We start from the raw sequence: 25,880 nt of genomic DNA, 5'->3' as shown, positions 1-25,880 counted from the left end.
GATGTCGCCGGCCCAGCGGCTCCCGAGACACCCGTACTTCGCCTACGGGTCCAACCTCTGCGTGCAACAGATGGCCCGGCGCTGTCCCGAGGCCGCGGACCCGCGGCCGGCGACGCTGGCTGACCATGACTGGCTGATCAACTCCCGCGGCGTGGCCACTGTCGAACCGTTCGCGGGCAGCACAGTGCACGGGGTGTTGTGGTGGCTGACCGACCACGACCTGGCCGTGCTGGACACCGCCGAAGGCGTGCCGGTGCGCTACCGCCGCGACCGGCTGACGGTGCACACCGCCGACGGGCCCGCCCCGGCCTGGGTCTACATCGACCACCGCACCGAACCGGGACCACCGCGACCCGGTTACCTGGAGCGCATCATCGACGGTGCGCAGCACCACGGCCTGCCGCAGCGATGGGTCGACTTCCTTCGGCGCTGGGACCCTGCCCACTGGCCGCGACCGCTGGCATCGAACGGTTCTGGGCCACAATCACTTTCCGATCTTCTCGCCGACCCCGCGATCGTCGAGGTGAGCCGGCTACGGTCGCGGTTCGGGTTTCTGGCCATTCACGGCGGCGGCCTGGAGCAGATGACCGACGTCATCGCCGAACGTGCCGCCGACGCCGCGGGCGCGTCACTGTATCTGCTGCGCCACCCCGCGCACTATCCGCACCACCTGCCCTCGGCGCGCTATCTGGCCGCCGAATCCGACCGGCTGGCCGCCTTTCTCGACCACGTCGAGGTGACGGTGTCGGTGCACGGCTACGGGCGCATCGGACGCAGCACCGAACTGCTGGCCGGCGGCGGTAACCGGACGCTGGCCCGCCACCTGGCCGCCACCATCAATCTGCCCGGCTATCAGGTGGTCACCGACCTCGACGCCATTCCCGCCGAACTGCGCGGCCTGCACCCCGACAATCCGGTCAACCGCGTTCGTGGCGGCGGGGCGCAGTTGGAGTTGCCGACGCGGGTGCGGGGTATCAGCCCGCGTAGCCAGCCGCCGAATGCCGATGGGCTCTCGCCGGCCACCGCCGCACTGGTGCAGGGTCTGGTCGCCGCGGCCAATTCCTGGACGTTCTAGTTCGTCCGGAATCCAAACTCCTGCAGACGAGTCGGTTAACGACAGCCCGTCTGGTGACGCTTCCCAGCACGCTGCGACAGGATTTCAGGTTGTGGCCGATGTCGACTTCTCCCTGCTGGATCTGCCGCGCGAGACGCCACCGGACCCGCAGGCATACCTGCGCGCGGCGATGGCGTGGCACTTCGGCGCCGAAACCGGCTCGCCATACTGGCTGCGCACGGCCAAGGAACTCGACTTCGACCCACTGACCGATATCCGGACGTTCGCCGACCTTCGCCGATTCCCGAATCTGGTCAACCAGTTACGCGACGCCCCGGCCGAGGCCCTGATCCCGCGCGGTTACGGATCACCACCGCCGATCCCACTGATCTTCGAATCCGGCGGCACCACGGGCGCACCCAAGCGGACGACGCAACTGCCGGACTGGGTGGCCCAGGTCGCCGACTGGCAGACCGACGACTTCCGCCGGGCCGGATTCGTCGGTGGGCGCGGCTTCCTGTGCCTGATGCCCAGCGGCCCACACGGTGTCGGTTACTTCTCCCGGGTGGTGTCGGCCCGGCTGGGCTCGATCTGTCATCTGGTCGACCTCGATCCCCGGTGGGTCAAGAAACTGGTCGCGCGCGGCGCCGCAGCAGAGATGGCGGCCTATCTACACCACATCCTCGAACAGGCCGAATACGTTCTGCGCAGCCAGGACATCGCCAATCTGCACACCACTGGACCGCTGCTGGACGCGATCGCGCGCAACGACGCGCTCGCCCGGCTGGTCGGCGACAAGGTCCGCTTCATTCTGCTCAGCGGCGCGCATGTGGATCCCGACACCCTCGACGTTCTGCGCGACGTGTTTCCGGCGGCGAGCATTGCGATGGTGTTCGGTAGCACGATGATCCTGTCGCAGGCCCAGACCCGAGCCGAGGGACAGACATTCGTGTTCGATCCGCGCAGCCCCTACGTCTTCTTCCGGGTAATCGATCCGGACACCGGCGAGCAGGTCGGCTATGGCGAACGAGGCCAGGTGGTGATGAACCACATCAGCAAGGGAATGTTCATCCCCAACAACCTCGAACGTGACAGCGCGATCCGCGTGCCCGGCCCCGACGGCCAGATCGGCGACTCGGTCACCGAGGTCGCTCCGGTTGCCGTCCTCGACGGCGAACCGGTGATCGAGGGCGTGTACTAATCGTGATCGACCTGCCCGGTCTGGGTTGCAGCGGCCAATACCGCTCCCGCAAGCGCGAAATCGTCACCGACACCGCCGGCGCTCCGGTGGCCGAGCTGAGCATCGCCCCGCCGCTCTACATCGCGCGGGCGATGGCCGCGCAGCGCACGACCACGCCGCTTCCGGCCGATCAGCGTCTGGCAGCTCTGCACAAGGCCGGTGCGGTGTTCGCCACATCGACGGCAGCCGGCTTGGACTTCGAGTCGTATATTCGTGTGGCGAGCCGGGTTTCGGGTCTGCCGATCGCCGTCACCCGGGCCCAGGCCTGCGAGGTGAGCGAGTCCGTCGTCGCCGCGTTCGATGCGATACAACCGGCCCGTCCGGTCGGCGCGGTGTCGGACTGGGAGACGGTGCAACCCGGGCAGGCCACCGCGATCTGGTCGCGGCGCGGCGAGCTGTTCGGTGTGCACGCTTCCGGCAATGCGCCGGGCGTTCACGGCCTGTGGCCACAGGCGCTGGCCATGGGCTACCGTGTGGCGGTCCGGCCGTCGCGGCGCGAACCATTCACCGCCCACCGACTGGTAACCGCCTTGCGGGAAGCCGGTTTCCGCGAGGATGACGTGACCTATCTGCCCACCGACCATGCCGGGGCGGACGAGATCATCGCATCGGCGGATCTGGCTCTGGTGTACGGCGGCAGCGACGTCGTGGCCAAGTACGGCGGTGACGGAGGCGTCTTCGTCAACGGCCCAGGCCGGACCAAGATTCTGCTCACCGCCGAGCAGGATTGGCGAGATCACCTCGAGGTGATCGTCGAGTCGATTGCCCGGCTGGGCGGGATGGCCTGCGTCAACACCACCGCCGTCCTCGTCGAGGGCGATGCGGCGCCGTTGGCGTCAGCGATCGCCGACCGGCTGAGCACCATCGAGGCCCGCCCGCCCGACGATGAGCGCGCGATCCTGCCCACGCAGTCAATAGAATCCGCGCGCGCCGTGGCTGCCTTCGTCGCCGCGCGCGCTGAAGGCACCACGGCACTCCTCGGGGCTGATCAGATCGTCGCCGACCTGGGCGACGGCCGTGCCGCGCTGCGCCCGGCCGTGCATCTGCTGACCGACCTCGACCCCGGGAAGCTCAACACTGAACTGCCGTTTCCGTGCGTGTGGGTTGCCTCCTGGCAGCGCACGGACGGGCTGGGGCCACTGCGTGATTCCCTGGTGGTCGGCGCGTTCACCGAGGATGACAGGGTGGTCGATGATCTGCTCGCCGAGCCCACGATCGCAAATGTGTACCGCGGCCCCGTGCCGACTTACTACACGGCGACCGGTCTACCGCACGACGGCTTCCTCGCCGATTTCCTGATGCGTACCAAGGGGTTTGTCAGCTGAGTGTGGCTTCTGCGGCGACAGCGATGACGTCGCCGACCCGATGGCGTTCGCGCCAGGCCGCACGTTGCCGCATAGCGCCGTTGCCCTCCCGTAGCAGCCGGCCCAGTTCGGCGTGAACCCATTCGTCATCGCCGAGTTCTTTCAGCGCCGGTGCTAACAGCTGCAGCCAATTGCCCAGCGCCGCGGATGTGGGAGCGGTCGCCCACCCCGCCGTGACGTCCATGACCTGGCCGTCCAACCCGTCGTGGCCGGCCTTCCAGTACGCGGCTCTCAGGACGTGATCGTCGATCCGGGGGGACGGCGCTCCGGATCGCTCGGCGTCCAGCGCGGTCATCACCGCCGCGCGGGTGAGGGTGGCCAGCAGGACGGTCTCGGCGACAGTCGCCGGGACGTCGGCCACCCTAACCTCGATGGTCGGGAACTTCTTGGACGGACGGACATCCCAATAGACCATCCCGTCGTCGAGCATGGCCCCGGCGTCGAGCAGCATCGCCACCATCGCGTCGTAGTGCTCGGCCGAATCCAGGTGCGGCGGCGGTCCCGCGCTGGGCCAGCGATTCCACAGCACGCTGCGCCAGCTGGCGTGGCCGCTGTCGGCACCGCGATAGATCGCCGAGTTGGCGGTCAGCGCCAGCAGCAGCGGCAGCCACGGCCGCAGTCGATTGCTGACCGCGATGGCCGCGGCGCGGTCGGGGACCTCAACGTGGACGTGACATCCGCAGATGCCCTGCTCATGGGCGATCATGCCGAACCGCTCGCCGATCGCGCGGTAGCGCTCGGTGTCGGTGATCGGGAAGCTCTGTGGCACGGTGGGCGGCAGGCCGACGGCCAGCAGCCGCGCACCGGCCTTCTCGGCAGCCTTGGCCGCCACCTGGCGCAATCGGGTGATCTCTTGGCGCAGTTGGGAACTGGTCTGCGCCACCTCGGTGGCGGTCTCCACCTGGCAGGTGGTCAGTTCCAGTTGCAGGTCGACTCCACCGGCGGCCGCGTACGTGGCGATGTCGGCGTTGCGGGCGACCGGCTCCCCGGTGCTGGGATCAACGAGAAGGAACTCTTCTTCGACACCGACGCTGGGAAGATTCACGATTCACCGGAATGCCCGCACCGGGGACACATCAAACCGTGCCACGTACCGAGACCGACGCTGTCGATCCAGCCGGACTCGGCCCTAGCATGCCGACATGGTCAGAGACTTTCGCTTCGGCATCGGCGTGCGTTCGGTCAAGTCGGCGCAAAAGCTCCGTGACACGGTGCGACGGTTCGAGGACTTGGGCTTCGACGTCCTGCACGTCCCGGACCATCTCGGCCGCTTCGGGGTCCCCGCGCCATTTCCCACCATGGTGGCCGCAGCCGAGTATTCCAAGACCATGCGGGTGGGCACCTTCGTGATCAACGCGGCGTTCTACAAGCCCGCGATCCTGGCCCGTGACGCCATCGCCGTCGACGTCCTGAGCGAGGGTCGCCTCGATCTGGGGCTGGGCACCGGCTATGTGCGCGAGGAGTTCGAGGCCGCCGAAATGCCGTACCCGAGCGCCGGGGAACGGGTCGACCACCTGCGGCACACCACCAAGTACTTCAAGGAGACCGCCCCGTCGATCCCAATCCTGATCGCGGGCAACGGCGATCGGGTGCTGCGGATCGCGGCCGAGCACGCCGACATCATCGGGCTCACCGGTGGTGGGGTGCCCGAGTATCCCGGCCACGATCCGCTGGCCGAGCGCATCAACTTCGTCCGGGGGCAGGCCGGCGAACGGTTCGACGACCTCGAACTCAACATCGCGATCACCGGAGTGCCGACCGATTCCTCCGGTGTCCCGGATCTCGCCCTGACCCGCGGCTACGCCCCCGACGCCACCGAGGAACAGCTGCTGGCGCTGCCCACCGTGCTGACCGGCACCCCGCGCGATATCGCCGACACCCTGCGGGCCCGGCGCGACATCTACGGGATCACCTACTTCACCGTGCAGGACTACCACGCGGAGTACTTCGCCAAGGTCATCGCCGAGCTGCGCTGAGGCTCGGATTTGCCACACCGTCAGCCGGGTCATGGCTCGCCGACGAGGGCGATGCACGCTGTACGCGGTATCCGACGAGATCCGCCCGGGCCTCGCGGCGACATCACCTGGCCAGTCAGCGGGTGGCCCAGGCGCTGGTCCGACCGGCTCAGGACATCGCCCCGAGGCCGACGGCAACGCCACCTCCGTCGCCCGGTTCGAGTGGGGCGGGACGACGCTGAACCCTGCGCAGACGGGGTTTCGTGCGGCAGGCGGTAAGCTGCCAGCCGGTGCGCCCCCGTAGCTCAGGGGATAGAGCACGGCTCTCCTAAAGCCGGTGTCGCAGGTTCGAATCCTGCCGGGGGCACTTTTTTCTTGTATGACCTCGGTTGATCCGTGACGCTCCGGGGCGACGGGTCAGCCGGAGTGCTTACCGCGGGAGCGTCCCGGCAGAGGGCTCTGAAATGCCGGCGACAGTCCACGCGGACACATCGGCAAGCCGAATGCGCAGCGAATCATGCTCGATCATGGTGCCAGCGACATAACAGCGGGCTTTGCGCAGATGAAGAAACACCCTGGCCTGCTCAGCCTCAAGCGTCTCCAGGCGCCCGGCAACATCCCGGGCATCGTTTCTGGCGAAGAAGTTCGCGACGTAGTGCCCAAAGTAGCTGCTGGGCACCGTTATTCCCGTCACCACCCCCCACGGCAGGTACAACGTCACCTCGATGCTCACACAATCAGCTTCGGCGTCGATGTGACGCAAGATCGCATCCGTCCCGACGCCACCTGCGTCCTGTGAGCTCATGCTCCGATCCTAGAACAATTTCCGAACCTGACGGAGAAAATCTCACCCAGCGGGGGTAGACATGCACCGTCGGGATGGTTATAGTTTCTCTCGTAGACAGAGCAGACAGTGATGGGCACGGGAGAGATGAACTACCCGTGAGAGCACGGAGATCAGTGACGGTGAACCGCGAGAACCATTGCAGGACATGATTCTCAGACCGTCCAGCAGAAATGCAGTACCAAGCAAGAGCAGTACCAAGCAAGTGCACGACAGAAGGAGGGAGGAGTTGCCGTCGGATCGCCCGTGATAGTCAGTCGGGTCGATGCCGCAGTTTTTTCAGCAGTATCGAAAGATGGTAGTTATCTCCTCAGGGCCGGCGGCCCCGGTGCGATGGTTAGCTCCGGGGTGCCGGCCCTTCTTCATGAGCCAGCAAGACTTTTCGAAAGGCGTTGTGGAACAAGCGAATAACGGCTCTGCCGACAGTGGCCCGAACGACAAGATCGATGACGAGGACTACCCCGCATACAGCATGGGGAGCGCCGCCCAAATCCTGGGAACCACCCCTGGATTCCTGCGCAGCCTCGACGAGGCGAAACTGCTCACACCACAACGCTCCGTGGGCGGGCACCGCCGTTACACCCGCTATCAACTGCGGATCGCGGCCAGAGCCCGCGAACTCGTTGACCAGGGCACCGCTCTGGATGCCGCGTGCCGCATCATCATCCTCGAAGACCAACTCGCAGAAGCCCAGGCCATCAACGCCGCACTTCACCGCAGCCTCGACAACCAGTCCGACCCCCGCGGCCAACACCCGTCCTAAGCACCGCACCGCTGGTCCTTGGTTCCGTGAACGAAAAGAAGATCAGGTGCCGCTTCTCCGGACAACCTAGAGGTGTTGTGTCAGAAAAAGACTCGCGCAAGAACTGACGCTGGAGCAGCCAACACGTCGGCGCCACAGCGTTCCTCGACCCGAGCTGGCCCGCCGAGCTGGCCCGCCGGATCCCGGGCGCCACGCTCAACACCCGCCCCGGTGGCCACTTCATGGCACACCCGCATTGGCAGGAGATCTTCGCCGCGCTGCGCCGGTTCATCGACAGCGCGCGAGGCTAGGCCGTTTGGCTCACGCCGCCGCCGAACTCCGGCGGCCGCTGGCCCATGGGGCTGGTGCCCTGGTGACGGAACCCGTTGCCGCCGGCGCGCTTGGCGCGGTACATCGCCCAGTCGGCGGTGGCGACGAGCCAGTCGACGAGAGCTTTGTCGTCACCGTCGATGTCCCCCAGCCGCACCGCCGTGGTGCCGACACTGGCAGTGACCCCGGCCGGCGACTCGGCGATGGCGGTGCACACCTGCTGGGCCAGCTCGTGACAGTCTGCGGTCGCCGACGTGGTGGCAACCAGGAACTCTTCGCCGCCACTGCGCGCGATAACCGCCTTGTCACCGGCAGCCTGGGCGATCGCCGCCGCGACGTGTACCAAGGCCTCATCACCTGCCGCGTGCCCATAGCGGTCATTGACCAACTTGAACTTGTCCAGGTCGATCAACGCCATCAACAGATGGGCATCGGCACTGCGGCCCGCCGCGATCAGACCGGACGTCGCGTGGTGGAAGGTCCGCCGGTTGAGCAATCCGGTAAGCGGGTCACGTTCAGCACGCAGCAGATCCGCCCCGAGAGCGCGGACCATGACCTGGATCGCCAGGGGCAGCGCGATATTGACCTGGATGACGAGCCACCAGTCCACCACCGCAAGCACGGGATGGCCGGCGGCAGCCATCCTCGTCACCCCGATCGTTGCGACAACCGCCGCCACAGCGAAGTTGTAGAGGACGAATCCCGTGCTGTGGAAGAACGCGATGTAGGCCCCGATGGTGGCAAAGGCGATGCAGCCGATCACTGAGGGCAACGGCCCCGGGTAGGCCAGACATGCCAGCGCGATGGAGGCATTGGTGACCACGGCGAAAGCCACCGACTGACGTTGGGTCGGAAAACGCAGAATCCACAGGACCGCCCCGGCGACCCCGCCCGCGACCGCCAGCCAGGTCATCGCGATCGGCACGGTTCCAATCGGTCCATCAACAGAGGAGGCGAGCAATCCCAGCAGACACACAACCAGTGATGCAGCAATGAACGCCATCAGAGCACGCGTGGTCCCACGCATATCGCGTGCGGCGAGGTAGCCAGTCAACCAGTCGTAATGACTCGACTGCTGCCACCAACGCCGGAGTGCATCCCTCACCATCGAGTGACCCCCACCAGCATCAAAATTTCGCCCAACGATACCCACCCGCGGACTAATTTCCGCGAGACTCGATCACCCGAACCGCGATATCGACCAGCCGGGTGTTGGTGGTCTGGGACAGCTCACGCAGCATCTCGAACGCCCGCATCGCGTCGACGTTGAACCGCTCCATGATCACCCCCTTGGCCTGTCCAATGGTGTCCCGGTTGGCCAATGCGGACTCCAGCTGCTCGCCGTGGCGGCTGGCGATGATGGCCGATGCGGCGTGAGCGGCCAGCACCGACCCGATCACCTCGGATTGTGCGTCGAACGCCTCTGGCTTCAGGCCGAACAGATTCAGCGCGCCTGCCGTACTCGAGCTGGTGTAGAGCTTGAACGACAATCCGCTGCGGACTCCGAGCTCGGCGGCGGCGCGACTGTACTTGGGCCAGCGCCGTTCAGTGGCGAAGTCGTCGGTGCGCACGATCGACTCGGCGAGCGCAGCCTCGACGCACGGCCCCTCCCCGCAGGCTTCTTGTAGCGCGTCGATCTTGTAGATCAAATCTGATGTACCGAACAGCGATTCGAACTTGCCGCCCTTGCCGATCAACAGCACGCCGCAGGTATCGGTGCCGGGAATCATTTCAGTCGCTGCGGCAGTCACTCCGGCGAGGATCTCGTCGACATCGCGAGGCAACGCGGTGGCCCGAGCGAGCTCGGCCATCCGCAGCGCCAGATCATGGTTGAGCGAAGTCATCCAGTCAGTGTTCCCCACCTTCGTGGAGTTGACGCTACCGCCCTGACGACCAAGACGTTTGTGGATCACCGGGTTCGGCAATGCTCCGCTCAAGTGAGCGCGGTGGTCGACACCCACGCTCGCGAGGTCCTGTCGGTTCAGACCACGAGCCGACGGGACCGACCCCCGGATTTGGGCCAACTCAACGCAATCCGGCCCGCCACTCTCTTAGCTGTAGTAACTTCGCCGCTGTGGCAGGCAATGTCTGGATCCTCGGTGGCTACCAGAGCGACTTCGCTCGCAATCTCACCCGGGAAGGCCGCGACTACGCATCGCTCACACGTGAGGTCGTCGACCTCACGCTGGCCGAGTCGATGATTGACGCCGCCGACATCGGCGTCGTACACGTGGCCAACGCCTTCGGCGAGATGTTCGCCCGGCAGGGCCACCTCGGCGCCATGCCCGCCACCGTCCACGACGGACTGTGGGACACCCCGGCCACCCGGCACGAAGCGGCGTGCGCTTCGGGCAGCGTGGCAGCGCTGGCGGCGATGGCCGACCTGCGGGCCGGCAACTATCGCACCGCACTCGTGGTCGGTGTCGAGTTGGAGAAGACCGTGCCCGGCGATACCGCGGCCGCCTACCTCGGCGCTGCGGCCTGGACCGGCCACGAGGGCGCGGACACGAAGTACCTGTGGCCGTCGATGTTCGCCGAAGTCGCCGACGAATACGACCGGCGCTTCGGCATCGATGACGCTCACCTGCATGCGATCGCCGCACTCAACTTCGGCAACGCCCGGCGCAACCCCAACGCCCAGACCAGGGATTGGGAGATTCCCGATCTGGTGTCACACGGCAGCGACGACGCCGTCAACCCACCGACCGAGGGGCGCATCCGCCGCTACGACTGCAGCCAGATGACCGACGGCGGCGCCGGCGTCGTCCTGGTCAACGACGACTTCCTGCGGGATCACCCGGGTGTGCGTCCGATCGGGCTGATCGAGGGCTGGGGCCACCGCACGGTGGGACTGGGATTGCGGCAGAAGCTCGATCGCGACGCCGCGAGCCCCTACGTGCTGCCGCACGTCCGCGCCGCCGTGCACGACGCGTTCGCCCGGGCCGGCATCGGCCTCGACGATCTCGACGGCATCGAGGTGCACGACTGCTTCACCCCGAGCGAGTACCTGGCCATCGACCACATCGGCCTCACCGGGCCTGGCGAGTCGTGGAAGGCAATCGAGAACGGCGAGATCGAAATCGGCGGGCGCCTGCCGATCAATCCGAGCGGCGGTCTGATCGGTGGTGGCCACCCGGTGGGTGCATCGGGTATCCGGATGATGCTGGACGCAGCCAAACAGGTCAGCCACCTCGCCGGTGACTACCAAGTCGACGGGGCACGGCGCTTCGGCACCCTGAATTTCGGCGGTAGCACCGCCACCACAGTTAGTTTCATGATCAGATCGGCAGACGATGAACACTGAGATCGTCGGCAAATTCCTGTCCACCCTTCCCGAGGACGACGACCACCCGTACCGCACCGGGCCATGGCGACCGCAGAACACCGAGTGGCGCGCCGACGATCTGACCGTCGTCGACGGCGAGATCCCCACCGATCTCGACGGTGTCTATCTGCGCAACACCGAGAACCCGTTGCATCCGGCACTGAAGGCCTATCACCCCTTCGACGGTGACGGCATGCTCCATATCGTCGGCTTCCGCGACGGCACCACCTTCTACCGCAACCGCTTTATCCGAACCGATGGCTTCGAAGCCGAGAACGCCGCCGCGGGTCCGCTCTGGCCGGGGCTGGCCGAGCCGCTACCGCTGGCGAAGGTCGACTACGGCTGGGGTGCGCGCACCCTGATGAAGGACGCCTCCAGCACCGATGTCGTGGTGCACCGCGGCACCGCACTGACGAGCTTCTACCAGTGCGGCGATCTCTACCGCGTCGACCCGTATTCCGCGCAGACGCTGGGCAAGGAAACCTTCAATGGCGGCTTCCCCCGCGACTGGGGTGTCTCGGCGCATCCGAAGGTGGACGACCGCACCGGCGAGATGCTGTTCTTCAACTACTCCAAGTCCGCGCCCTACATGCACTACGGGGTGGTGGACGCCAACAACGACCTGGTGCACTACACCGACGTTCCACTGCCAGGCCCGCGGCTCCCGCACGACATGGCGTTCACCCGAAACTACGTGATCCTCAACGACTTTCCACTGTTCTGGGACCCCGAACTGCTAGAGCGCGACTTGCACGTCGCCCGTTTCCACCGTGACATTCCGTCGCGGTTCGCGGTACTCCCCCGCCGCGGCGGTACGGGCCAGATCCAATGGTTCGAGGCCGACCCCACCTACGTGCTGCACTTCACCAACGCCTACGAGGACGGCGACGAGATCGTGCTGGACGGCTTCTTCCAGGGTGACCCCGAACCCAGCGACAACGGCACCGGCACCAAGTGGCAGCGGGCGTTCCGGTTCCTCGCGCTGGACCGGATGCAGGCCCGGCTGCACCGCTGGCGGCTCAACATGCGCACCGGCGGGCTCACCGAAGAACCGTTGTCCGACAGCATCACCGAGTTCGGCATGATCAACTCCGGGCATACCGGCGAGCCGTATCGCTATGCCTATGCGGCCAGCGGGAAGCCGGGCTGGTTCCTGTTCGACGGACTGGTGCGCCACGACCTGCACACCGGCACCGAAATGCGCTATGGATTCGGCGATGGCGTCTACGGCAGCGAGACGGCGATGGCACCGCGCGTCGGCAGCCGGGCCGAAGACGACGGCTACCTGGTCACCCTGACCACCGACATGACCGCGGACGCCTCCTATTGCCTGGTGTTCGACGCCGCCCGGATACCGGACGGTCCGGTGTGCAAACTTCAACTGCCGGAACGAATCTCCAGCGGGACCCATTCCACCTGGGTGGCTGGTGATGCACTGCGCCAGTGGCATACCAGCGATTCGGCCGCCGAGGCGATCGGACTGTAGTGACCGATACCGTTGCCGCCGAGACGCCCACCGTCTTGGCACCCGAGGACCCCAATGCCATCGGGAGGATGCTGGGTCTCCTCGGTGACGAGTGGAACCTGCTGATCGTCCAACACGCGCTGCTCGGAGCCAGCCGCTACAGCCAGTTCATGTCCGCGCTGCCGATCTCGAATTCGGTACTGACCAGCCGACTTCGGACCCTGGTCCGCGATGGCCTGCTGACCCGCACTGTGCATGCCTCCACCCGGGCGCGCACCGAATACCTGATCACCGGCCGCAGCCGGTCGCTGTGGCCGGCGTTGCTGTCCATCTGGGAGTGGGAGCGCAATTGGGTGACCGGGCATCACAAAACGCTGCCCGCCATGCGTCATCTGGCGTGCGGATCCCACTTCGCACCCCAATTGCGATGCAACACCTGCCGTGGTGTGGTCACCGGCTCGGAAGTGGCAATGAGCCTTGGCCCCAGCGGAACATGGAGCCGGTCGGCGCCAGCCGCGTCGACGCGTCGCCGGTCGGAGTCCGATACCGCCACCCGCCACGCCGGGTTGTTCCCGGAAACCATGAGCATCCTCGGAAATCGTTGGGCCGCAGCGCTGCTGGTGGCCGCGTTTTTGGGCACCACCCGCTTCACCGATTTTCAGACTCAGCTCGGCGCCCCGCCCAGCCTGCTGGCCGAACGGCTGCAGACCTTCTGCCAGATCGGCGTGCTCACCACCTCACCGACGGAGCGCTCGGGCCCGGAGCGGGCGGCGTACCTGCTGACCGAGAAGGGCCGGGCATTCTTCCCGGTGCTGACCGCCACGCTGCAATGGGCGCAGTGGTGGTATCAGGCGCCCGAAGGCCCTGCAGTGGTGATGACCCACCACGATTGCGGTTCCGACTTCACCGGGGAACTGGCCTGTGACCGATGCGCCCAGCGCCTCAGCGGCGAGCAGGTCCACACCGTCGCTATTTCGGCGGCAGGATCTGGAATCCCTTGAGGATCGCCGCGGAATCCGCGATGTACGTCGGATTGTCAGGTTTGATCGTCTGCACCGTCACGGTGGTCACGTAATTGACGTCACCGGCCTGGTAGACCACGGCCAGCGAAGCTGCGTTGCGCGCCGGGATCTTGCCCATCGCGGGAGCGGTGTAGGTGGTCGATTCCGCCACCGATCCGCAGACCTGCGTCGGCGTGGATTTCAGATCCTTGACCTTCAGCTTCGCGACCAGCTGCTTGTCCTGAGCGTCGAGTATCTGTTGCGGCTTGCCCAGGTCGGAACTCACCTTCTGCAGGGTGACCACGGCATTGGGGGTAAACCCCTGATCAGTGAGCCCCTCGTTACGCAGCGCGAATCGGATGGTCTCGGAGTCCAGCTTGGTGGTGCGCTCCCAGCCCTGCGGTTGCGGTAGCCGCAGCCGCGGTTCCTGATCGGTTCGGGTGGGGATGTCGATCAGCGGCACCGACACCTCGTCGCACTTGACGGCGGCAGCCGGCTTCGCGTCGTCCGAACAGCCTGCGGTCGCCACCACCAGTGCGGCCACCAGCACGGCCGACACTTGTCCCGTCACCTTGCGCAAGGTCATCCCTTCACGAGCCCGCCCAGCAAACCAGCTCAGCCTACCGGTGGGCACTGCCAGAATCGGTCAAAAAGTATTAGCACTCCCAACCTCCGAGTGCTAATCTGGCAACGCACAGTAAAGCTGCCCGCCAGGGTGGCGGGCTTACGTTCATAGATCCAGGAGGTGAGTACTGTGCTGCGCTTCGATCCGTTCAATGAACTTGACGCAATGACCCGGGGACTGTTGAACAGCCAGACCGGAACTGATCGCAGCCCCAGATTCATGCCGATGGACCTCTACAAGGTCGACGATCACTACGTGCTGACCGCAGACCTGCCCGGTGTGGATCCCGGTTCGGTCGATGTGAATGTCGACAACGGAACACTGACGCTGACCGCACATCGCTCCGCGCGTTCGGAGGACTCGGTGCAGTGGTTGACGAGTGAGAGATTCTTCGGCACCTACCGTCGCCAGTTGGCACTCGGCGAAGGTATCGACACCGCGAAGATCTCAGCGACCTACGAGAACGGTGTGCTGACGGTGACGATCCCGTTGGCCGAGCGGGCCAAGCCACGCCGCATCGAGGTCATCCGTTCTGGTGGCGGCACGCCAATAGAGCCGACGACCGTCGACGCGGGCTGAGGCCCAACCGATTCCACGCGTTCAGGCTTAGCCGCCATCAGCCGTGGCGGCTGAGCCTGAACGTCAGGTTGTTGCGAACCGCGGGCCATTCGATGTCCAGGATGGAGTAGACCACGGTGTCGCGACGGGATCCGTCGGCCAGCAGCTGGTGGCTGCGCAGCACTCCGTCCAGTTTGGCGCCGAGTCGTTCGATGGCGGCTCTGCTGACCTGGTTGAAGAAGTGCGTGCGGAACTCCACAGCGACGCAACCGAGTTGGTCGAACGCGTGGGTGAGCAGCACCAGTTTGGTCTCGGTGTTGATCCCGGTGCGGCGGGCCGACGCGGTATACCAGGTGTGACCGATCTCGAGTCGCCGGTTGGCGGCGTCGACATGAAACAGGCTCGACGAGCCGACCACCGCACCGTCGCTGCGTCGCCGGACCACGTAGGTCACGCCTTCGTCGCCGGCCTGCATCGCGGCCATCCTGCTCACCCAGTCCGCGGCGTTCTCCGGTGACGGGGCGCTGGTGAACCACAGCTCCCCGACATCGGCTGCGGCCGCGGTGATCTCGTGAACATGGGCGTCACTCAACGGCTCAAGCGAAACCCATTGCGCGCCGCGCAAAGTGACCGGATCGACGAACCGACTCATCGCCTGCGCACCAGAGCCGAGACCAATGCCCACACCGATGACAGCAGGGCACCGGCAGCGCATACCGCCCCGATGTAGAAGCCGTACCCCGCCGAGACCGGTGGGCTGACATTGAGGTGGTAGTACCAGTAGGTCAGCACCCCGAGCAGCACCGAGATCACCAGCGCCGCCGCGGCAGCCAGTCGAGGGGACAGATTGCGCGCCACCATCGCACCGGTGACGATCAGCACCGAGGCCAGCAGCACGATCAACTGCCCGGCACCGAACCGTGGCGGCAGCACGATGCTGCCGACCGTGCCGCCGATCGCGCTGGCCCGTCCGCCGCCCGCGACCGGGGTCGTCAACCACGGCAGCCAGGCGCTGACGGCCAGCACCGCCGCGCACAGCACGACGAACCAGCCCGCGCGCAGGTGTGCCATGGTCCGACCCTAACCCGCCTCGTCCAATACGCCGGGGCGCCGCATCGACAAGGTCCGGTCCAGACCCAGCCGAGCCAGGAACTCGTCGTCGTGACTGACCACGATCACCGCACCCCGGTAGGCGCGCAGCGCATCGACCAGCTGGTCGACACTGGCCAGGTCGAGATTGTTGGTCGGTTCGTCGAGCACGATCAGCTGGGGCGGCGGGTCGGCCAGCAGCAGCCGGGCCAGCGCGACGCGGAACCGTTCGCCACCGGACAGCGTGGCCACCGGCCGGTGCACCGAGTCGCCGCGCAGCAGAAACCGGGCCAGCCGGGTGCGGACCAGCGCGGTGTCACCGTCCGGCGCCGACACGTTGTCCAGCACGCTGGCGTGCTCGTCCAGGCCGTCGATGCGCTGGGGCAGATAGCCAATCCGATCGGTCAGCAGTCGGCCGGCCGTCCCGGCGAGCAGATCGTCCAGCAGCCTGGTCTTGCCGATGCCGTTCGGCCCGACGACTGCGACCCGTTCGGGTCCCATCACCACGAACGGCCCACGGCTGCCGGGCAATTCGGCGATTCTGCGGCTGGCCGGCACGTCGGGATCGGGAAGGTCGACGCGGATGTGCTCATCGCTACGGAGCCTGGCCTCGGCGGCCTGCAATGCGTCGGCGGCCGCCGCGGTCTTCTCATCCAGCTCGGTGCGCAGCTTGCCCGCCGATACCTCCGCGGACCCCGCCCAGTTGTTCATCACGATCTTGGGTGCGCGGGAGTTTGCATAGTCCTTCTGCGCCTTGCTGTTTCGTCGTGCCAGCTTGGTTTCGACGGCCGCGCGCTGGCGCTTCTGCACCCGCATCGTCTGCTCGGCAGCCGATACCGCCTGCGCCGCGGCGGCCTGCTCGTTGTCCAGGTGCGCGCGCCACTCGCGGTACGGCCCGCCGAACGAGGTGAGCCGGTGATTGTGCAACTCGGCGGTGTTGTCCATCTGGTTGAGCAGGGCGATGTCATGGCTGACCACCACCAGCGTTCCCGGCCAGTCGGCGATCAGGTCGAAGAGCCGACTGCGGGCGCGCCGGTCGAGGTTGTTGGTCGGTTCGTCGAGCAGGGTGATCTCAGCCGGCCCGAGCCTAAGGGCTGTGACGGCCAGCAGCATCGCCTCCCCACCAGACACCTGACCGACCGTGCGATCCAGGTCAACCGCGCCCAGCCCGATGACGCGCAGTGCCTCAGCGGCGCGCTCGGCGATATCCCAGTCCTCGCCGATGACCTCGAAGTCACGCTCAGACGCCACGCCGGACTCGATCGCTGCAAGCGCGGCCAGCTTGGCGCCCACACCGATTACGTCGGCGATCGACTGCGCCACATCGAGAGTCAGGGTCTGCGGCAGATAGGCGACGTCACCGCCGGTGACGATCCGCCCGCCCGTCGGGGTCAGTTGACCCGCGATCAGGCGCAGCAGGGTCGACTTTCCGCTGCCGTTGGCACCGACCAGTCCGGTACGACCGGTCGACAGCGTGGCATTGAGACCCTCCAGCGCGACGGTGCCGTCCGGCCAGACGAAGTCGAGATCGATCAGGGTGATTGCAGAATCGGTAGGCATGGGTCTCCGAAGTGGTCGTCAGCGGTCAGATGAACGACGCTGTAATCCACGACAGGGACCAACCTTTCCGGGGCATTCGCAGTGAACGACCGCCACGCTAATACGGCAACGCGAACGCCGGCAACCGAATTATCTCTACGCTGATGCGCATGACGGATCTACCCGACTGGGTACAGAAGCTCGAACTGGGGCCCCACCCCGAAGGTGGCTATTTCCGCGAGACCTGGCGCAGTGAGCTCGTCGTCGGCGAGTCGGCGCTGCCGCCGGACTACAACGGATCGCGCAACGCAGGCACCGCTATCTACTTCGTTCTACTGCCCGGCCAGCAGTCCGCCTGGCACACCGTACGCAGCGCCGAGTTGTGGCTGTATCACCGCGGTAGCCCGTTGCTACTCGAGATCGGGCAGGAAAGGGCCAGCGCCACAACGGTTCTGCTCGGCCCCGATATCGTCGCCGGCGAACGGCCACAGGTGCTGGTGCCGCCCGGTCACTGGCAGCGGGCCCGCCCCCGCGATGAGGAGCCGACCCTGGTCAGCTGTGTCGTGGTGCCCGGGTTCGACTTCGCGGACTTCGCGCTGGCAACCGATGACGACTAACTGACTTCCCGCAGCACGTCGGTCGCGGCCGCCACCAGTTCGGCGTTGCCCGGCGCCGTCGACCCGTCCGGCAGCACCAGGGTGTCCTCCAGCCCTATTCGGGTCTGCAGCCCGCGCACCCCCGCGTGCGCCAGCAGCGGCCAGCAGCTGTCGTCGAGGCCGTGCAGCAGGATCGGTGCGGGCGAGCCCGCACCCCGGATCCGCGCCAGCAGATCGTCGGCGGTTTCGGTGTCCCCCTCGGGCCCCAGCTCGATCATCACCCGCAGGCAGTGCGGCGCCAGTTCGGAGCGCGCCCACGAGTCGGCGGCCTGCGCATGAAAGATGCCGATCTCCACCCCGATGCCACGGTCCAGCAGCAGCTGCGCCAGTTCCACCGAGCCCGGCTCATGCCAGTTGACCGAGGCGAAATCGGGCAACACGGTCCACGACTCGACGGCGCGCAACCGCTGCTGCGGATCGGGCAGGGCCCAGAACCCCGTCGTCACGCCCAGCGGCAGGCCGGGCAGCGCGTGCCGGACGGCGGTGACCGCCGCGGCGACGGTGTCGGGGGCCAGTGAATCCACCCCGTCGGCGGTCTTGGGGTGCAGGTGCACGGCCTTGGCCCCGGCACCGTGCACGGCAACGGCGGCGTCGGCCAGCTGCTGCGGCGACACCGGCAGCCCCGGGTGCGCCTCAGGAGTGCGGGCGCCGTTGATACAGGCCTTGATGTAGGGAGCTGTGGGCATAGGCCATTCTCACCCGTCACGGCCGCAGTTTCCGAAGTAGCGTTTCCCCATGCACGGCCACACCATCGTCTGCGGCGACGACGCGCTCGGTCTACGGATCATCGACGAGCTGAACAGCGCCGGCGTCACGGTGGCGCTCTCGCAGGCACCCGAGGATCTCGAGGGGGCAGGGATCGCCACTGCCGACGCCGTGATCTGCGCCGACGATGACGACGCACTGAATCTGGAGGTCGCACTGCTGGCCAGGCAAGCCAACCCGAACGTGCGGGTGGTGGCCCGGCTGTCCAATGCGGTGCTGCGGGAGGCGATGGCCGACGGCAACGGGCCAGGGGCCATCCTCGACGTCGCCGATATTGCCGCACCGTCGGTGGTGGAAGCCCTGCTGAAGCGCACCACCCACACCATTTCGGCGGCCGGTGTCGACTTCGTGGTTTCCGGTGCCACCGCGACCAGGGCCGGCACCCTGCGCGAGATCTACGGCGATCTCGCTCCGGTCGCCATCATCCGCGGCGAATCCGCGGAGAACCCCGGCGAGTTGATCGCCTGTCCCGGGCGCGACGTGCGGGTGTGCCCCGGCGACTGGACGACGATGATCGGCACCGCTGACGAGCTGACCGAGCAGGGCATCAAGATCGCCAAGCCGATACGCGCGACTCCGCGGCCGCGTCCGCTGTCCGTCCGTATCGCCGACGGGGTGCGTGCATTCGCCGACGACCTGAATCCGATGTTCTACCGCGCGCTGGCGGTGGCGGCCACGCTGCTGGTCGGTTCGACGATCATGCTGCGGCTCGCCTACGCAAAGCCCGGAATGAGCTGGGTGGACGCGTTGTATTTCTCGGCCGAGACCATCGCCACGGTGGGCTATGGCGACTTCAACTTCCTCCAGCAGCCCACCTGGCTGCGACTATGGGGGGTGGTGATGATGTTCGCCGGGGTCGCCACCACCGCCATCGTGGTGGCGTTCGTCGCCGATGTGTTGCTCTCGCACCGGATCTCGCAGGCCGCCAGCAAGCAGAAGGTGCGCCATCTGCAGCGGCACGTCGTGGTGGTGGGCCTCGGGTCCTTCGGGATCGGAGTGGCCGCCGTGCTCAAGGCGGCCGGGCACGACGTCGCGGTGATCGAACGCAACGAGGACAACCGCTATCTGTCGGCGGCGGCCGAACTGGGTGTGCCGGTCATCTTCGGCGACGCCACACTGCGCCAGACCCTGCAGGCGGCCCGCATCGGCGAGGCTCGCGCCGTCGCGGTGCTCACCGCAGACGACATGGTCAACATCGAAACGGGCATCGTGGTGCGCGAGATATTCGGTCCCCGAACGCTTCCCGAGATACAGCGCCCCGCTGTCCCCGTCGTCCTGCGGATCTACGACCGGGCATTGGGCGCGGCGGTGGGTAAGCGGTTCAAGTTCGAATACGTCCGCTCGACCGTCGACCTGGCCACCCCGTGGTTCATCGGCGCGGCGATGGGCCTCGACGTCCAGGGCACCTTCTCGGTCGGCCAGCGCTCGTTCATGGTCGGAGCGGTGCAGGTGCAGCCGGACAGTGAGCTCGACGGGATCAGGATGTTCGAGCTGTCCACCCAAACCCGGGTCATCGCGATCGCCAGGGACGCCGCCCCGCTGCGGCTACATCCGCGCCGCGACACCCAGTTGATCGCCGGTGATACCGCCTACCTCGTCGGCCCCTACCGCGAACTGATCGCGACCCTGCGCAAAGGCCAGTCGACATCGCAGCCGGGTGAAGTGAGCTCACCGACGAAGACAGGTTGATCGCCTACCCTTTCTGCTCATGACGCAGTCGGGTGAGCCGGCGGGCACCAGGCGGGACGACATCCGCCGACGCCTCGAGGAGCGCGCACGGCGACTGCAGGAGTCACGCCGGCTCAAACCGCTGACGGCACTGCTCGCCCGCTACAACGAGATCGATGGCGGCACCCAGAGCGCGGTGGTCTCCACCCAGCTGTTCACCACCGTCATTCCGCTGATGATCATCGGCTTCAGCTACATGCAGGGCTTCGCCGACAATGCCAGCCCCGGCACCATCTTCACCCGCCAGTTCGCCCTGGAACATCCGCTCAGCGACCGGTTACGGGAAGCCTTCGGCAATTCCGCGGGGCTGCGAGCGGACTGGACGCTGATCGGGGTGGCGAGTTTCCTCGTCTGGGGCATCCCGATGGCAGCCTCGGTCGCGTCCATCTTCGCGAAGGCCTGGCGTCGCGAGCAGTACGGGCTGTTGACCCGGCTGCTGCGGGGCACCGCGTGGTTTGCGTTGTACCTGGTCACCATGGCGGTGCGGGAGCGGATCATGTTCGGCCACCACCACCACGGCCTCAGCCGGGGACTGCTGTTCGTCATCGGTCTTCTGCCGGTGTGGCTGTTCTGGTCGCTGACCCCGGCGCTGCTGGTCCGCGACGGCGGCCGGGGCCTGCGCTCACTCGCGCTGGCCGGGCTGGCGGGTGTGGTGATCGATGGCCTCGTCATCCCGCTCGGCTCCCGGGTGCTCTTCCCGTCGCTGCTCCACGATTGGGATGGTTTCGGCCCGATCGGTGTGGCGATGGCACTGCTGATCTGGTGCGGCGCCGTCGGCGCCGGATGGGTGCTGACCGCCTGCGTCGGCGCGGTGTTGTGGGAACGCAACGCACCGTCGGAGATGGTCGTCGAATCCCAGACCGCCTAGGCCAGTCCGAGCACCCGCAGCGCATTCTCCTTGAGGATCAGCGGCACCACCGCGGGATCGACGCCGAGGGTGTCGAAATCGCGCCGCCAGCGATCGAGTGCGATATAGGGATGATCCGTCCCGAACAGTGCCTTGGTGCGCAGTTGCCGTCCGATCGCTGAAACAAGCTGGGGCGGAAAGTACTTCGGTGACCACCCGGACAGGTCGACGAACACGTTGGCCTTGTGCGAGGCGATGGCGATCTGGGCGTCGACCCACGGCACCGCCGGGTGAGCCATCACGACGGTGAGGTCAGGGAAGTCGGCGGCAACGTCGTCGAGCAGCATCGGGTCGGAGTAGCGCAGCTTGATCCCGTGCCCGCCGGGCAGCGCCGACCCCAGCCCGGTCTGGCCAGTGTGGAACAGTGCGGGCACCCCGGCGGCGCCGATCGCCTCGTAGATGGGGTAGAACCGGCGGTCGTTGGGTTCGAAGCCCTGCAGGCTGGGATGGAACTTGAATCCACGCACGCCGTAGTCACCGGATAACTCCGCCACCCGCGCGACCGCGTCGGTGCTCCACGGGTCGACTGAGCCGAACGGGATCAGGACGTCGTTATTGCGGATCGTCCCCTCGATCAGCTCCTCCACCGAATTGGGCTGATGGCCCGACACGGTGTGGGCGTCGATGGTGAACACCACCGCCGCGGTGTTGTGCTGCCGATAGTGCTCGGCGAGATCGTCGACGCGCGCGAAGTAGTCGGGGCCGAGTTTGAAGTAGCGTCCGGTGGCTTCGGCCAGCTCGTCGTCGTAGGCGCAGTGGCCGGCGCCGTCGATCTCGACGTGGGTGTGGAAGTCGATCGCGTCGACCGCGGTGACGTCGATGGCGGGTGAGTACCTGGCGGTCATCGACGCAGTCTAGAACCGAAGGTTGGGCCGGCGGGACGAAGAAGGATGCCTGCCCGCCGGCCCAAGTCGCGCGCCGTAGGGTGCAATGTCCGACGCGCAAGAACAACGATGCACCCAGCCGAGTCCCTGCGCCAGGCAGCTCTCGGCCCCTCCCGCACGGCGTTGGTCTGCCGATTTCGGGACCAAAGTCCCTACCGACCCGGGATGCTTCCGGGCTGTACTGCGGTGTGATCAAGGTGTTCCTGGTCGACGACCATGAGGTCGTACGGCGCGGCCTGGCCGAGCTGCTCGGCAGCGACCCCGAACTGACCGTGGTGGGTGAGGCGGCCACTGTGGCCGAGGCGCTGGCCCGCATCCCCGCGGCACGACCCGACGTTGCGGTGTTGGACATCCGTCTGCCCGACGGCAGCGGCATCGACCTGTGCCGCGATCTGCTTGCCGCACAGTCCGAATTGCGTTGTCTCATCTTGACGTCGTTCACCGACGAGCAATCCATGCTCGACGCGATCCTGGCCGGCGCCAGCGGATACGTGGTCAAGGACATTCGCGGCATGGAGCTGGCCGAGGCCATCAAGACCGTTGGTGCAGGAAAGTCGTTGCTGGACAACCGCGCCGCGGCCGCGCTGATGACCCGACTACGCAAAGACACCGAGTCCGACGAGCGGCTACGTGACTTGTCGGCCACCGAACGCACGCTGTTGCAACTGCTGGGCGAGGGCCTGACCAACCGCGAGATCGGCCAGCGGATGTTCCTCGCCGAGAAGACGATCAAGAACTACGTGTCGCGGCTGCTGATCAAGCTGGGGCTCAGTGGACGCACCCAGGCCGCCCTGTTCGCCGCGGAGACGCTGCGCCGCAGCGATGTTTGACGTCGACGTCCGCGACGGTCTCATCGACGCGATGCTGGCCGTTTCCTCCGGGCTGGAACTCGAGAAGAAGCTGCACACGATCGTGCACACCGCCATGGGGTTGGTGAATGCCCGCTACGGTGCCGTCGGGGTGATCGCGTCCGAACCGCAACCGGTCCTGGAACGGTTCGTCTTCGAGGGGATCGACTCCGAGACCGCCGAGCTGATCGGTCCACTGCCCGCGGGGCACGGGATGCTGGGTCTGCTGCTGAAAACCCCCAAAGTGATTCGCGTCGATGATCTTTCCCAGCACCCGTCGTCAATCGGGTTCCCTGCGCACCATCCGCCGATGCGTAGCTTCCTCGGGGTGCCCATCCGGATCCGCGATCAGCTCTACGGCAACCTCTACCTGACCGAGAAGGCACACGGGGCGGCGTTCACCGAAGCCGACGAGGTACTTCTGCTGGCGCTGGCGGGCGCCGCAGGCATCGCGATCGACAACGCCCGGCTGTATCAGGCCGCGCACAGCCGTCAGCTGTGGATCGAAGCCACCCGTGATATCAGCACCGACCTGCTGGCCGGTGATGATCCAGCCGCGGTGCACCGCGAAATCACCGCCAAGGCATTGGCTTTGACCTCCAGCGAGTTCAGCTTCTACGCCACACCGAACGACTCGGGTCAGCTGGTGGTCACCGCCGCGACTCGTGCCGAGCTGCTGGGCCAGACGCTGCCGGTGACCGGGTCGGCGGCCCGTGCCTTCACCGATTGTCTTCCTGTGCGTATCGGTGATTTCCGCGATCTGTCAGAAGAGAGCTTCCCAGCACTGGTGTTGCCGGTGTGCGAACCCGACACCGCGACCGGGGTGCTGGTGTGCGTGGCCTCTGCCGGCAAGCAGTTCACCGAAGCTGATCTGGACATGGCCGCCGCCTTCACCACGCAGGCCGGCCTGGCACTGCATCTGGCAACCGCGCAGCGGCGGATGCGCGAACTCGACGTGCTCACCGACCGTGACCGGATCGCCAGGGATCTGCACGACCATGTGATTCAGCGGCTGTTCGCGGTGGGCTTGTCGCTGCAGGGCGCGCTGAACGCCGACCAGGCCGAGGGCACCCGCCGGGTAACCGGAGCACTGGATGATCTCCAGGAGGTCGTCGAGGAGATCCGCACCACGATCTTCGATCTGCACGGCGGGTCGATCACCCGTCTCCGTCAGCGCATCGAGCAGGCGGTGACCCAAATGACCGTCGACTCGGCCGTGCGCCCCGCGGTCCACATCAGCGGGCCGTTGTCGGTGGTCGACGCCGCACTCGCCGATCACGCGGAGGCGGTGGTGCGCGAGGCGGTCAGCAATGTGGTGCGCCACGCAGCGGCTCGCTCGGTCACCGTGTCGGTGACCGTCGACGACGACCTGACCATCGGTGTCAGTGACGACGGGGTGGGAATCAGCGAGGACGTCACCCGCAGTGGTCTGGCGAATCTGGCCGCGCGAGCCCACGACTGCGGAGGCCGGTTCACGATCGCAGCGCGCCCTGGGGGCGGCACCCGGCTGGTCTGGTCGGCGCCGCTGCTATCGAGCTAGACCGAAATCTCCACAGCCGGCTGCAGGATGAACACCGCCCGACAGTGCCGCTCGACGAACAGCGGGACGAACTCGCGGATGCGGGCGCCGTCGAACCGGTGATGTGCGCTGTCCACAGCCTCGCTGATGACGTGATCCGGCACATAAGGAAACAACTCGGTCAGGCGGTCGACCACCTGATCGATCTGGCGCTGCTCCTCAGCACGTTCCACGCCGGTTATCATCGGATGGAATACGCGTTTCGCGCAACTACCGTCACGACGGCGAGTGTCGATCAGGTGTCGGCTCGGTGAACAAAAAGCGGTGGGGCAAGCGAAGTTCCACTCGATGCGCGTAGGACGACCGGGTCGGCTACAGTTCCGCCCGTGACCTCACCGAGCAACGTGGACACGGGCAACCAGACGCCCGAGTCTGCGAATCGCCTTCAGGCCGAACACCTCCGGGCGATGCTGCTGGCCCAGTGTGAGCAGCTCGACGCTGACCTGGCCACTTACGGCTGCGCCCTTGAGCGCTATCAGCGGCGCGGTGAGCAAACCCAGGCCCGGCGGATTCGCGGGATGATCCGCGCCGCGGAGCGCGAGCGCCGTTCGGTGCAGGATCTGATCGCGGGACTGGAGCGGCGGTTCCTCGCTGCCGAGCACGCGCGAAGCGAGCAGGTCCGGCACCCAATGCCTGGCCTGGGGCCCAGCCGACACGGCGCAGCCCGCGTGCACCCCTATCCGACCCCGCATCGGGTCATCAGAACCTAGCGCGGGGGCGCGCGCTAGGACGGAGCGAAGACCGTCACGAACCGGTTCAGCGACTCCTTGATGTCGCCACGCAGCGCCCCGGCCACGATCATGCCGATGGGCCCGAACAGCGCCGGACCACCCAGATGGACGTCCATAGTCACCACCGAGGCGTTCGCGTCCGAGGCGCTCGCCCGGACCTTGCCGATCAGCTTGACCTTGACCCCGCCGACGCCGACACCATTGAGTGTCATCGCCTCCGGCGCCTTGAAATGGACGATCGTCCACTTCACCCGGTTGGGCATGCCCTTGACCTCGACGATGGACTCCACAACCGTGCCCTTGTCCAGAGTGTCGGGCAGTGTGGAGCGCCAGACCCGGTGGATGGTCAGCCAATCCTTATAGCGCGACAGGTCCGAGGCGTGCTGCCAGGCTTGCTCGGGTGGGAGTGGAACGTCGACAGATACTGAGAGTTTCGCCATAGGTCAGACTTGTTCGTCGCCCTTTTCGGTGCGGTTCTTCTCGACGATGTTCTTCGCGGCGTCCTGCACCTTGTCCACGGTGCTGGCGTACTTGCCCTGTGTCTTCTCGTCGATGATGTCACCGGCCTTGTCGATGGCCTGCCCCACCTTGTCGGCATTCTCGCTCAGGACTTCTTTGGTCTTGTCGAGGGCTTTATCGAGGAATCCCATC

The 25,880-nt window shown here is 66.6% G+C and carries 28 protein-coding genes, 1 tRNA gene and 1 pseudogene; 17 read left to right on the top strand and 13 right to left on the bottom strand.

The annotated features are described in order from the left end of the window. Nucleotide 1: 1 nt before the first annotated feature. From G6N38_RS15665 to G6N38_RS15655, 3 genes are all read left to right on the top strand, one after another. Nucleotides 2-1,075 carry a poly-gamma-glutamate hydrolase family protein gene (locus G6N38_RS15665; RefSeq protein ID WP_163748952.1) on the top strand — a complete coding sequence of 358 codons (1,074 nt, stop codon included), beginning with the start codon at nt 2-4 and terminating at the stop codon, nt 1,073-1,075. A gap of 91 nt (nt 1,076-1,166) precedes the next feature. Beyond that, nucleotides 1,167-2,255, top strand: coding sequence for an acyl-CoA synthetase family protein (locus G6N38_RS15660; protein WP_163748951.1), 1,089 nt, complete (start codon nt 1,167-1,169; stop codon nt 2,253-2,255). A gap of 2 nt (nt 2,256-2,257) precedes the next feature. Continuing rightward, complete coding sequence (locus tag G6N38_RS15655; protein WP_163748949.1) at nt 2,258-3,619, top strand: aldehyde dehydrogenase family protein; 1,362 nt, start codon at nt 2,258-2,260, stop codon at nt 3,617-3,619. On the opposite strand, the gene G6N38_RS15650 is transcribed toward G6N38_RS15655, so the two are convergent. After that, the gene (locus G6N38_RS15650; RefSeq protein WP_163752037.1) at nt 3,612-4,706 is read right to left on the bottom strand and encodes a glutamate--cysteine ligase; all 1,095 of its coding nucleotides are present in this window, start codon (nt 4,704-4,706) and stop codon (nt 3,612-3,614) included. The two genes, G6N38_RS15655 and G6N38_RS15650, sit on opposite strands and share 8 nt — an antisense overlap. Before the next feature lie 94 nt (nt 4,707-4,800). Between G6N38_RS15650 and G6N38_RS15645 the strand changes: the two genes are divergently transcribed. Beyond that, on the top strand, nt 4,801-5,634 hold the full coding sequence (locus tag G6N38_RS15645) for an LLM class F420-dependent oxidoreductase (protein WP_163748947.1): 834 nt from the start codon (nt 4,801-4,803) through the stop codon (nt 5,632-5,634). A gap of 273 nt (nt 5,635-5,907) precedes the next feature. Then, nucleotides 5,908-5,980 (top strand) — tRNA-Arg (locus tag G6N38_RS15640). A gap of 63 nt (nt 5,981-6,043) precedes the next feature. Here G6N38_RS15640 and G6N38_RS15635 read toward each other — a convergent pair. After that, the gene (locus tag G6N38_RS15635; RefSeq protein ID WP_163748945.1) at nt 6,044-6,418 is read right to left on the bottom strand and encodes a hypothetical protein; all 375 of its coding nucleotides are present in this window, start codon (nt 6,416-6,418) and stop codon (nt 6,044-6,046) included. Between the two features lie 403 nt (nt 6,419-6,821). Here G6N38_RS15635 and G6N38_RS15630 point away from each other — a divergent pair, with 403 nt between their 5' ends. Beyond that, on the top strand, nt 6,822-7,220 hold the full coding sequence (locus G6N38_RS15630) for a helix-turn-helix domain-containing protein (RefSeq protein ID WP_163748943.1): 399 nt from the start codon (nt 6,822-6,824) through the stop codon (nt 7,218-7,220). Nucleotides 7,221-7,372: 152 nt separating this feature from the next. Beyond that, nucleotides 7,373-7,510 (top strand): annotated as a pseudogene (locus G6N38_RS31220) (alpha/beta fold hydrolase); the annotation flags it as partial. Here G6N38_RS31220 and G6N38_RS15625 read toward each other — a convergent pair. Further along, complete coding sequence (locus G6N38_RS15625) at nt 7,507-8,454, bottom strand: GGDEF domain-containing protein (RefSeq protein ID WP_322790531.1); 948 nt, start codon at nt 8,452-8,454, stop codon at nt 7,507-7,509. The pseudogene G6N38_RS31220 and the gene G6N38_RS15625 sit on opposite strands and share 4 nt — an antisense overlap. A gap of 235 nt (nt 8,455-8,689) precedes the next feature. After that, nucleotides 8,690-9,373, bottom strand: coding sequence for a GAF and ANTAR domain-containing protein (locus G6N38_RS15620; protein WP_163748939.1), 684 nt, complete (start codon nt 9,371-9,373; stop codon nt 8,690-8,692). 230 nt (nt 9,374-9,603) lie between these two features. Between G6N38_RS15620 and G6N38_RS15615 the strand changes: the two genes are divergently transcribed. The 3 genes from G6N38_RS15615 to G6N38_RS15605 are packed head-to-tail and all read left to right on the top strand — an operon-like array spanning nt 9,604 to nt 13,320. Then, complete coding sequence (locus G6N38_RS15615; RefSeq protein WP_163748937.1) at nt 9,604-10,833, top strand: acetyl-CoA acetyltransferase; 1,230 nt, start codon at nt 9,604-9,606, stop codon at nt 10,831-10,833. Beyond that, nucleotides 10,823-12,340 (top strand): carotenoid oxygenase family protein, encoded by a 1,518-nt coding sequence (locus G6N38_RS15610; protein WP_163748935.1) that lies wholly within the window; start codon nt 10,823-10,825, stop codon nt 12,338-12,340. Before G6N38_RS15615 ends, G6N38_RS15610 begins: the two co-directional genes overlap by 11 nt. Next, the gene (locus G6N38_RS15605) at nt 12,340-13,320 is read left to right on the top strand and encodes a winged helix-turn-helix transcriptional regulator (RefSeq protein WP_246227230.1); all 981 of its coding nucleotides are present in this window, start codon (nt 12,340-12,342) and stop codon (nt 13,318-13,320) included. The genes G6N38_RS15610 and G6N38_RS15605 overlap by 1 nt, the downstream gene beginning before the upstream one ends. Here G6N38_RS15605 and G6N38_RS15600 read toward each other — a convergent pair. Then, on the bottom strand, nt 13,289-13,891 hold the full coding sequence (locus G6N38_RS15600; protein WP_163748933.1) for an LpqN/LpqT family lipoprotein: 603 nt from the start codon (nt 13,889-13,891) through the stop codon (nt 13,289-13,291). The two genes, G6N38_RS15605 and G6N38_RS15600, sit on opposite strands and share 32 nt — an antisense overlap. Nucleotides 13,892-14,074: 183 nt before the next feature. Between G6N38_RS15600 and G6N38_RS15595 the strand changes: the two genes are divergently transcribed. After that, nucleotides 14,075-14,524 (top strand): Hsp20/alpha crystallin family protein, encoded by a 450-nt coding sequence (locus G6N38_RS15595; protein WP_163752035.1) that lies wholly within the window; start codon nt 14,075-14,077, stop codon nt 14,522-14,524. A 37-nt stretch (nt 14,525-14,561) separates the two neighbouring features. Here G6N38_RS15595 and G6N38_RS15590 read toward each other — a convergent pair whose 3' ends face one another. From G6N38_RS15590 to G6N38_RS15580, 3 genes are read right to left on the bottom strand one after another with little or no spacing between them, the layout of a single operon-like run. Next, a complete protein-coding gene (locus tag G6N38_RS15590; RefSeq protein WP_163748932.1) occupies nt 14,562-15,155 on the bottom strand; it encodes a GNAT family N-acetyltransferase in 594 nt (197 codons plus the stop codon). Further along, nucleotides 15,152-15,574: a hypothetical protein gene (locus G6N38_RS15585; protein ID WP_163748930.1), complete on the bottom strand. Its 423-nt coding sequence runs from the start codon at nt 15,572-15,574 to the stop codon at nt 15,152-15,154. The genes G6N38_RS15590 and G6N38_RS15585 overlap by 4 nt, the downstream gene beginning before the upstream one ends. A 9-nt stretch (nt 15,575-15,583) precedes the next feature. After that, complete coding sequence (locus G6N38_RS15580; RefSeq protein ID WP_163748928.1) at nt 15,584-17,152, bottom strand: ABC-F family ATP-binding cassette domain-containing protein; 1,569 nt, start codon at nt 17,150-17,152, stop codon at nt 15,584-15,586. Between the two features lie 149 nt (nt 17,153-17,301). Here G6N38_RS15580 and G6N38_RS15575 point away from each other — a divergent pair, with 149 nt between their 5' ends. Then, entirely contained in the window at nt 17,302-17,748 is a 447-nt protein-coding gene (locus G6N38_RS15575; protein ID WP_163748927.1) for a cupin domain-containing protein, read from the top strand. Here G6N38_RS15575 and G6N38_RS15570 read toward each other — a convergent pair. Continuing rightward, on the bottom strand, nt 17,745-18,473 hold the full coding sequence (locus tag G6N38_RS15570; RefSeq protein WP_163748925.1) for a 3-keto-5-aminohexanoate cleavage protein: 729 nt from the start codon (nt 18,471-18,473) through the stop codon (nt 17,745-17,747). The genes G6N38_RS15575 and G6N38_RS15570 overlap by 4 nt on opposite strands. Before the next feature lie 49 nt (nt 18,474-18,522). Here G6N38_RS15570 and G6N38_RS15565 point away from each other — a divergent pair, with 49 nt between their 5' ends. Both G6N38_RS15565 and G6N38_RS15560 read left to right on the top strand, forming a co-directional pair. Continuing rightward, nucleotides 18,523-20,241 carry an NAD-binding protein gene (locus tag G6N38_RS15565; RefSeq protein WP_163748923.1) on the top strand — a complete coding sequence of 573 codons (1,719 nt, stop codon included), beginning with the start codon at nt 18,523-18,525 and terminating at the stop codon, nt 20,239-20,241. 19 nt (nt 20,242-20,260) lie between these two features. After that, nucleotides 20,261-21,148: a hypothetical protein gene (locus G6N38_RS15560; protein ID WP_163748921.1), complete on the top strand. Its 888-nt coding sequence runs from the start codon at nt 20,261-20,263 to the stop codon at nt 21,146-21,148. Here the strand turns inward: G6N38_RS15560 and G6N38_RS15555 are convergent. After that, nucleotides 21,145-22,032 (bottom strand): amidohydrolase family protein, encoded by an 888-nt coding sequence (locus G6N38_RS15555; protein WP_163748919.1) that lies wholly within the window; start codon nt 22,030-22,032, stop codon nt 21,145-21,147. The genes G6N38_RS15560 and G6N38_RS15555 overlap by 4 nt on opposite strands. 227 nt (nt 22,033-22,259) lie before the next feature. Between G6N38_RS15555 and G6N38_RS15550 the strand changes: the two genes are divergently transcribed. Both G6N38_RS15550 and G6N38_RS15545 read left to right on the top strand, forming a co-directional pair. Continuing rightward, nucleotides 22,260-22,901 carry a response regulator gene (locus G6N38_RS15550; RefSeq protein ID WP_163748917.1) on the top strand — a complete coding sequence of 214 codons (642 nt, stop codon included), beginning with the start codon at nt 22,260-22,262 and terminating at the stop codon, nt 22,899-22,901. Next, the gene (locus G6N38_RS15545) at nt 22,894-24,459 is read left to right on the top strand and encodes a GAF domain-containing sensor histidine kinase (protein WP_163748915.1); all 1,566 of its coding nucleotides are present in this window, start codon (nt 22,894-22,896) and stop codon (nt 24,457-24,459) included. Before G6N38_RS15550 ends, G6N38_RS15545 begins: the two co-directional genes overlap by 8 nt. Here G6N38_RS15545 and G6N38_RS15540 read toward each other — a convergent pair. Further along, entirely contained in the window at nt 24,456-24,671 is a 216-nt protein-coding gene (locus G6N38_RS15540) for a three-helix bundle dimerization domain-containing protein (RefSeq protein WP_246227228.1), read from the bottom strand. The genes G6N38_RS15545 and G6N38_RS15540 overlap by 4 nt on opposite strands. 153 nt (nt 24,672-24,824) lie before the next feature. On the opposite strand from G6N38_RS15540, the gene G6N38_RS15535 reads away from it, so the two are divergent. Continuing rightward, nucleotides 24,825-25,208, top strand: coding sequence for a hypothetical protein (locus G6N38_RS15535; protein ID WP_163748910.1), 384 nt, complete (start codon nt 24,825-24,827; stop codon nt 25,206-25,208). A gap of 14 nt (nt 25,209-25,222) precedes the next feature. Here the strand turns inward: G6N38_RS15535 and G6N38_RS15530 are convergent, their stop codons facing one another. Next, on the bottom strand, nt 25,223-25,669 hold the full coding sequence (locus tag G6N38_RS15530) for a type II toxin-antitoxin system Rv0910 family toxin (protein ID WP_163748909.1): 447 nt from the start codon (nt 25,667-25,669) through the stop codon (nt 25,223-25,225). Between the two features lie 3 nt (nt 25,670-25,672). After that, complete coding sequence (locus G6N38_RS15525; RefSeq protein ID WP_163748906.1) at nt 25,673-25,879, bottom strand: antitoxin; 207 nt, start codon at nt 25,877-25,879, stop codon at nt 25,673-25,675. Between the last annotated feature and the right edge of the window lies 1 nt (nt 25,880).

The sequence above is a fragment of the Mycolicibacterium helvum genome (assembly GCF_010731895.1).
Lineage (GTDB): Bacteria > Actinomycetota > Actinomycetes > Mycobacteriales > Mycobacteriaceae > Mycobacterium > Mycobacterium helvum.
The sequence above is the reverse complement of the archived record's forward strand: the minus strand, read 5'-3'. Positions and strand labels throughout refer to the sequence as shown.

Bases quoted from the DNA above. Each gene is read 5' to 3' on its own strand.
- G6N38_RS15585 (WP_163748930.1), bottom strand. From the start codon at position 15,574: ATGGCACACCTGCGCGCGGGCTGGTTCGTCGTGCTGTGCGCGGCGGTG.
- G6N38_RS15665 (WP_163748952.1), top strand. From the start codon at position 2: ATGTCGCCGGCCCAGCGGCTCCCGAGACACCCGTACTTCGCCTACGGG.
- G6N38_RS15560 (WP_163748921.1), top strand. From the start codon at position 20,261: ATGACGCAGTCGGGTGAGCCGGCGGGCACCAGGCGGGACGACATCCGC.
- G6N38_RS15555 (WP_163748919.1), bottom strand. From the start codon at position 22,032: ATGACCGCCAGGTACTCACCCGCCATCGACGTCACCGCGGTCGACGCG.
- G6N38_RS15630 (WP_163748943.1), top strand. From the start codon at position 6,822: ATGAGCCAGCAAGACTTTTCGAAAGGCGTTGTGGAACAAGCGAATAAC.
- G6N38_RS15635 (WP_163748945.1), bottom strand. From the start codon at position 6,418: ATGAGCTCACAGGACGCAGGTGGCGTCGGGACGGATGCGATCTTGCGT.
- G6N38_RS15575 (WP_163748927.1), top strand. From the start codon at position 17,302: ATGACGGATCTACCCGACTGGGTACAGAAGCTCGAACTGGGGCCCCAC.
- G6N38_RS15565 (WP_163748923.1), top strand. From the start codon at position 18,523: ATGCACGGCCACACCATCGTCTGCGGCGACGACGCGCTCGGTCTACGG.
- G6N38_RS15570 (WP_163748925.1), bottom strand. From the start codon at position 18,473: ATGCCCACAGCTCCCTACATCAAGGCCTGTATCAACGGCGCCCGCACT.
- G6N38_RS15545 (WP_163748915.1), top strand. From the start codon at position 22,894: ATGTTTGACGTCGACGTCCGCGACGGTCTCATCGACGCGATGCTGGCC.
- G6N38_RS15610 (WP_163748935.1), top strand. From the start codon at position 10,823: ATGAACACTGAGATCGTCGGCAAATTCCTGTCCACCCTTCCCGAGGAC.
- G6N38_RS15530 (WP_163748909.1), bottom strand. From the start codon at position 25,669: ATGGCGAAACTCTCAGTATCTGTCGACGTTCCACTCCCACCCGAGCAA.
- G6N38_RS15645 (WP_163748947.1), top strand. From the start codon at position 4,801: ATGGTCAGAGACTTTCGCTTCGGCATCGGCGTGCGTTCGGTCAAGTCG.
- G6N38_RS15620 (WP_163748939.1), bottom strand. From the start codon at position 9,373: ATGACTTCGCTCAACCATGATCTGGCGCTGCGGATGGCCGAGCTCGCT.
- G6N38_RS15590 (WP_163748932.1), bottom strand. From the start codon at position 15,155: ATGAGTCGGTTCGTCGATCCGGTCACTTTGCGCGGCGCGCAATGGGTT.
- G6N38_RS15525 (WP_163748906.1), bottom strand. From the start codon at position 25,879: ATGGGATTCCTCGATAAAGCCCTCGACAAGACCAAAGAAGTCCTGAGC.
- G6N38_RS15580 (WP_163748928.1), bottom strand. From the start codon at position 17,152: ATGCCTACCGATTCTGCAATCACCCTGATCGATCTCGACTTCGTCTGG.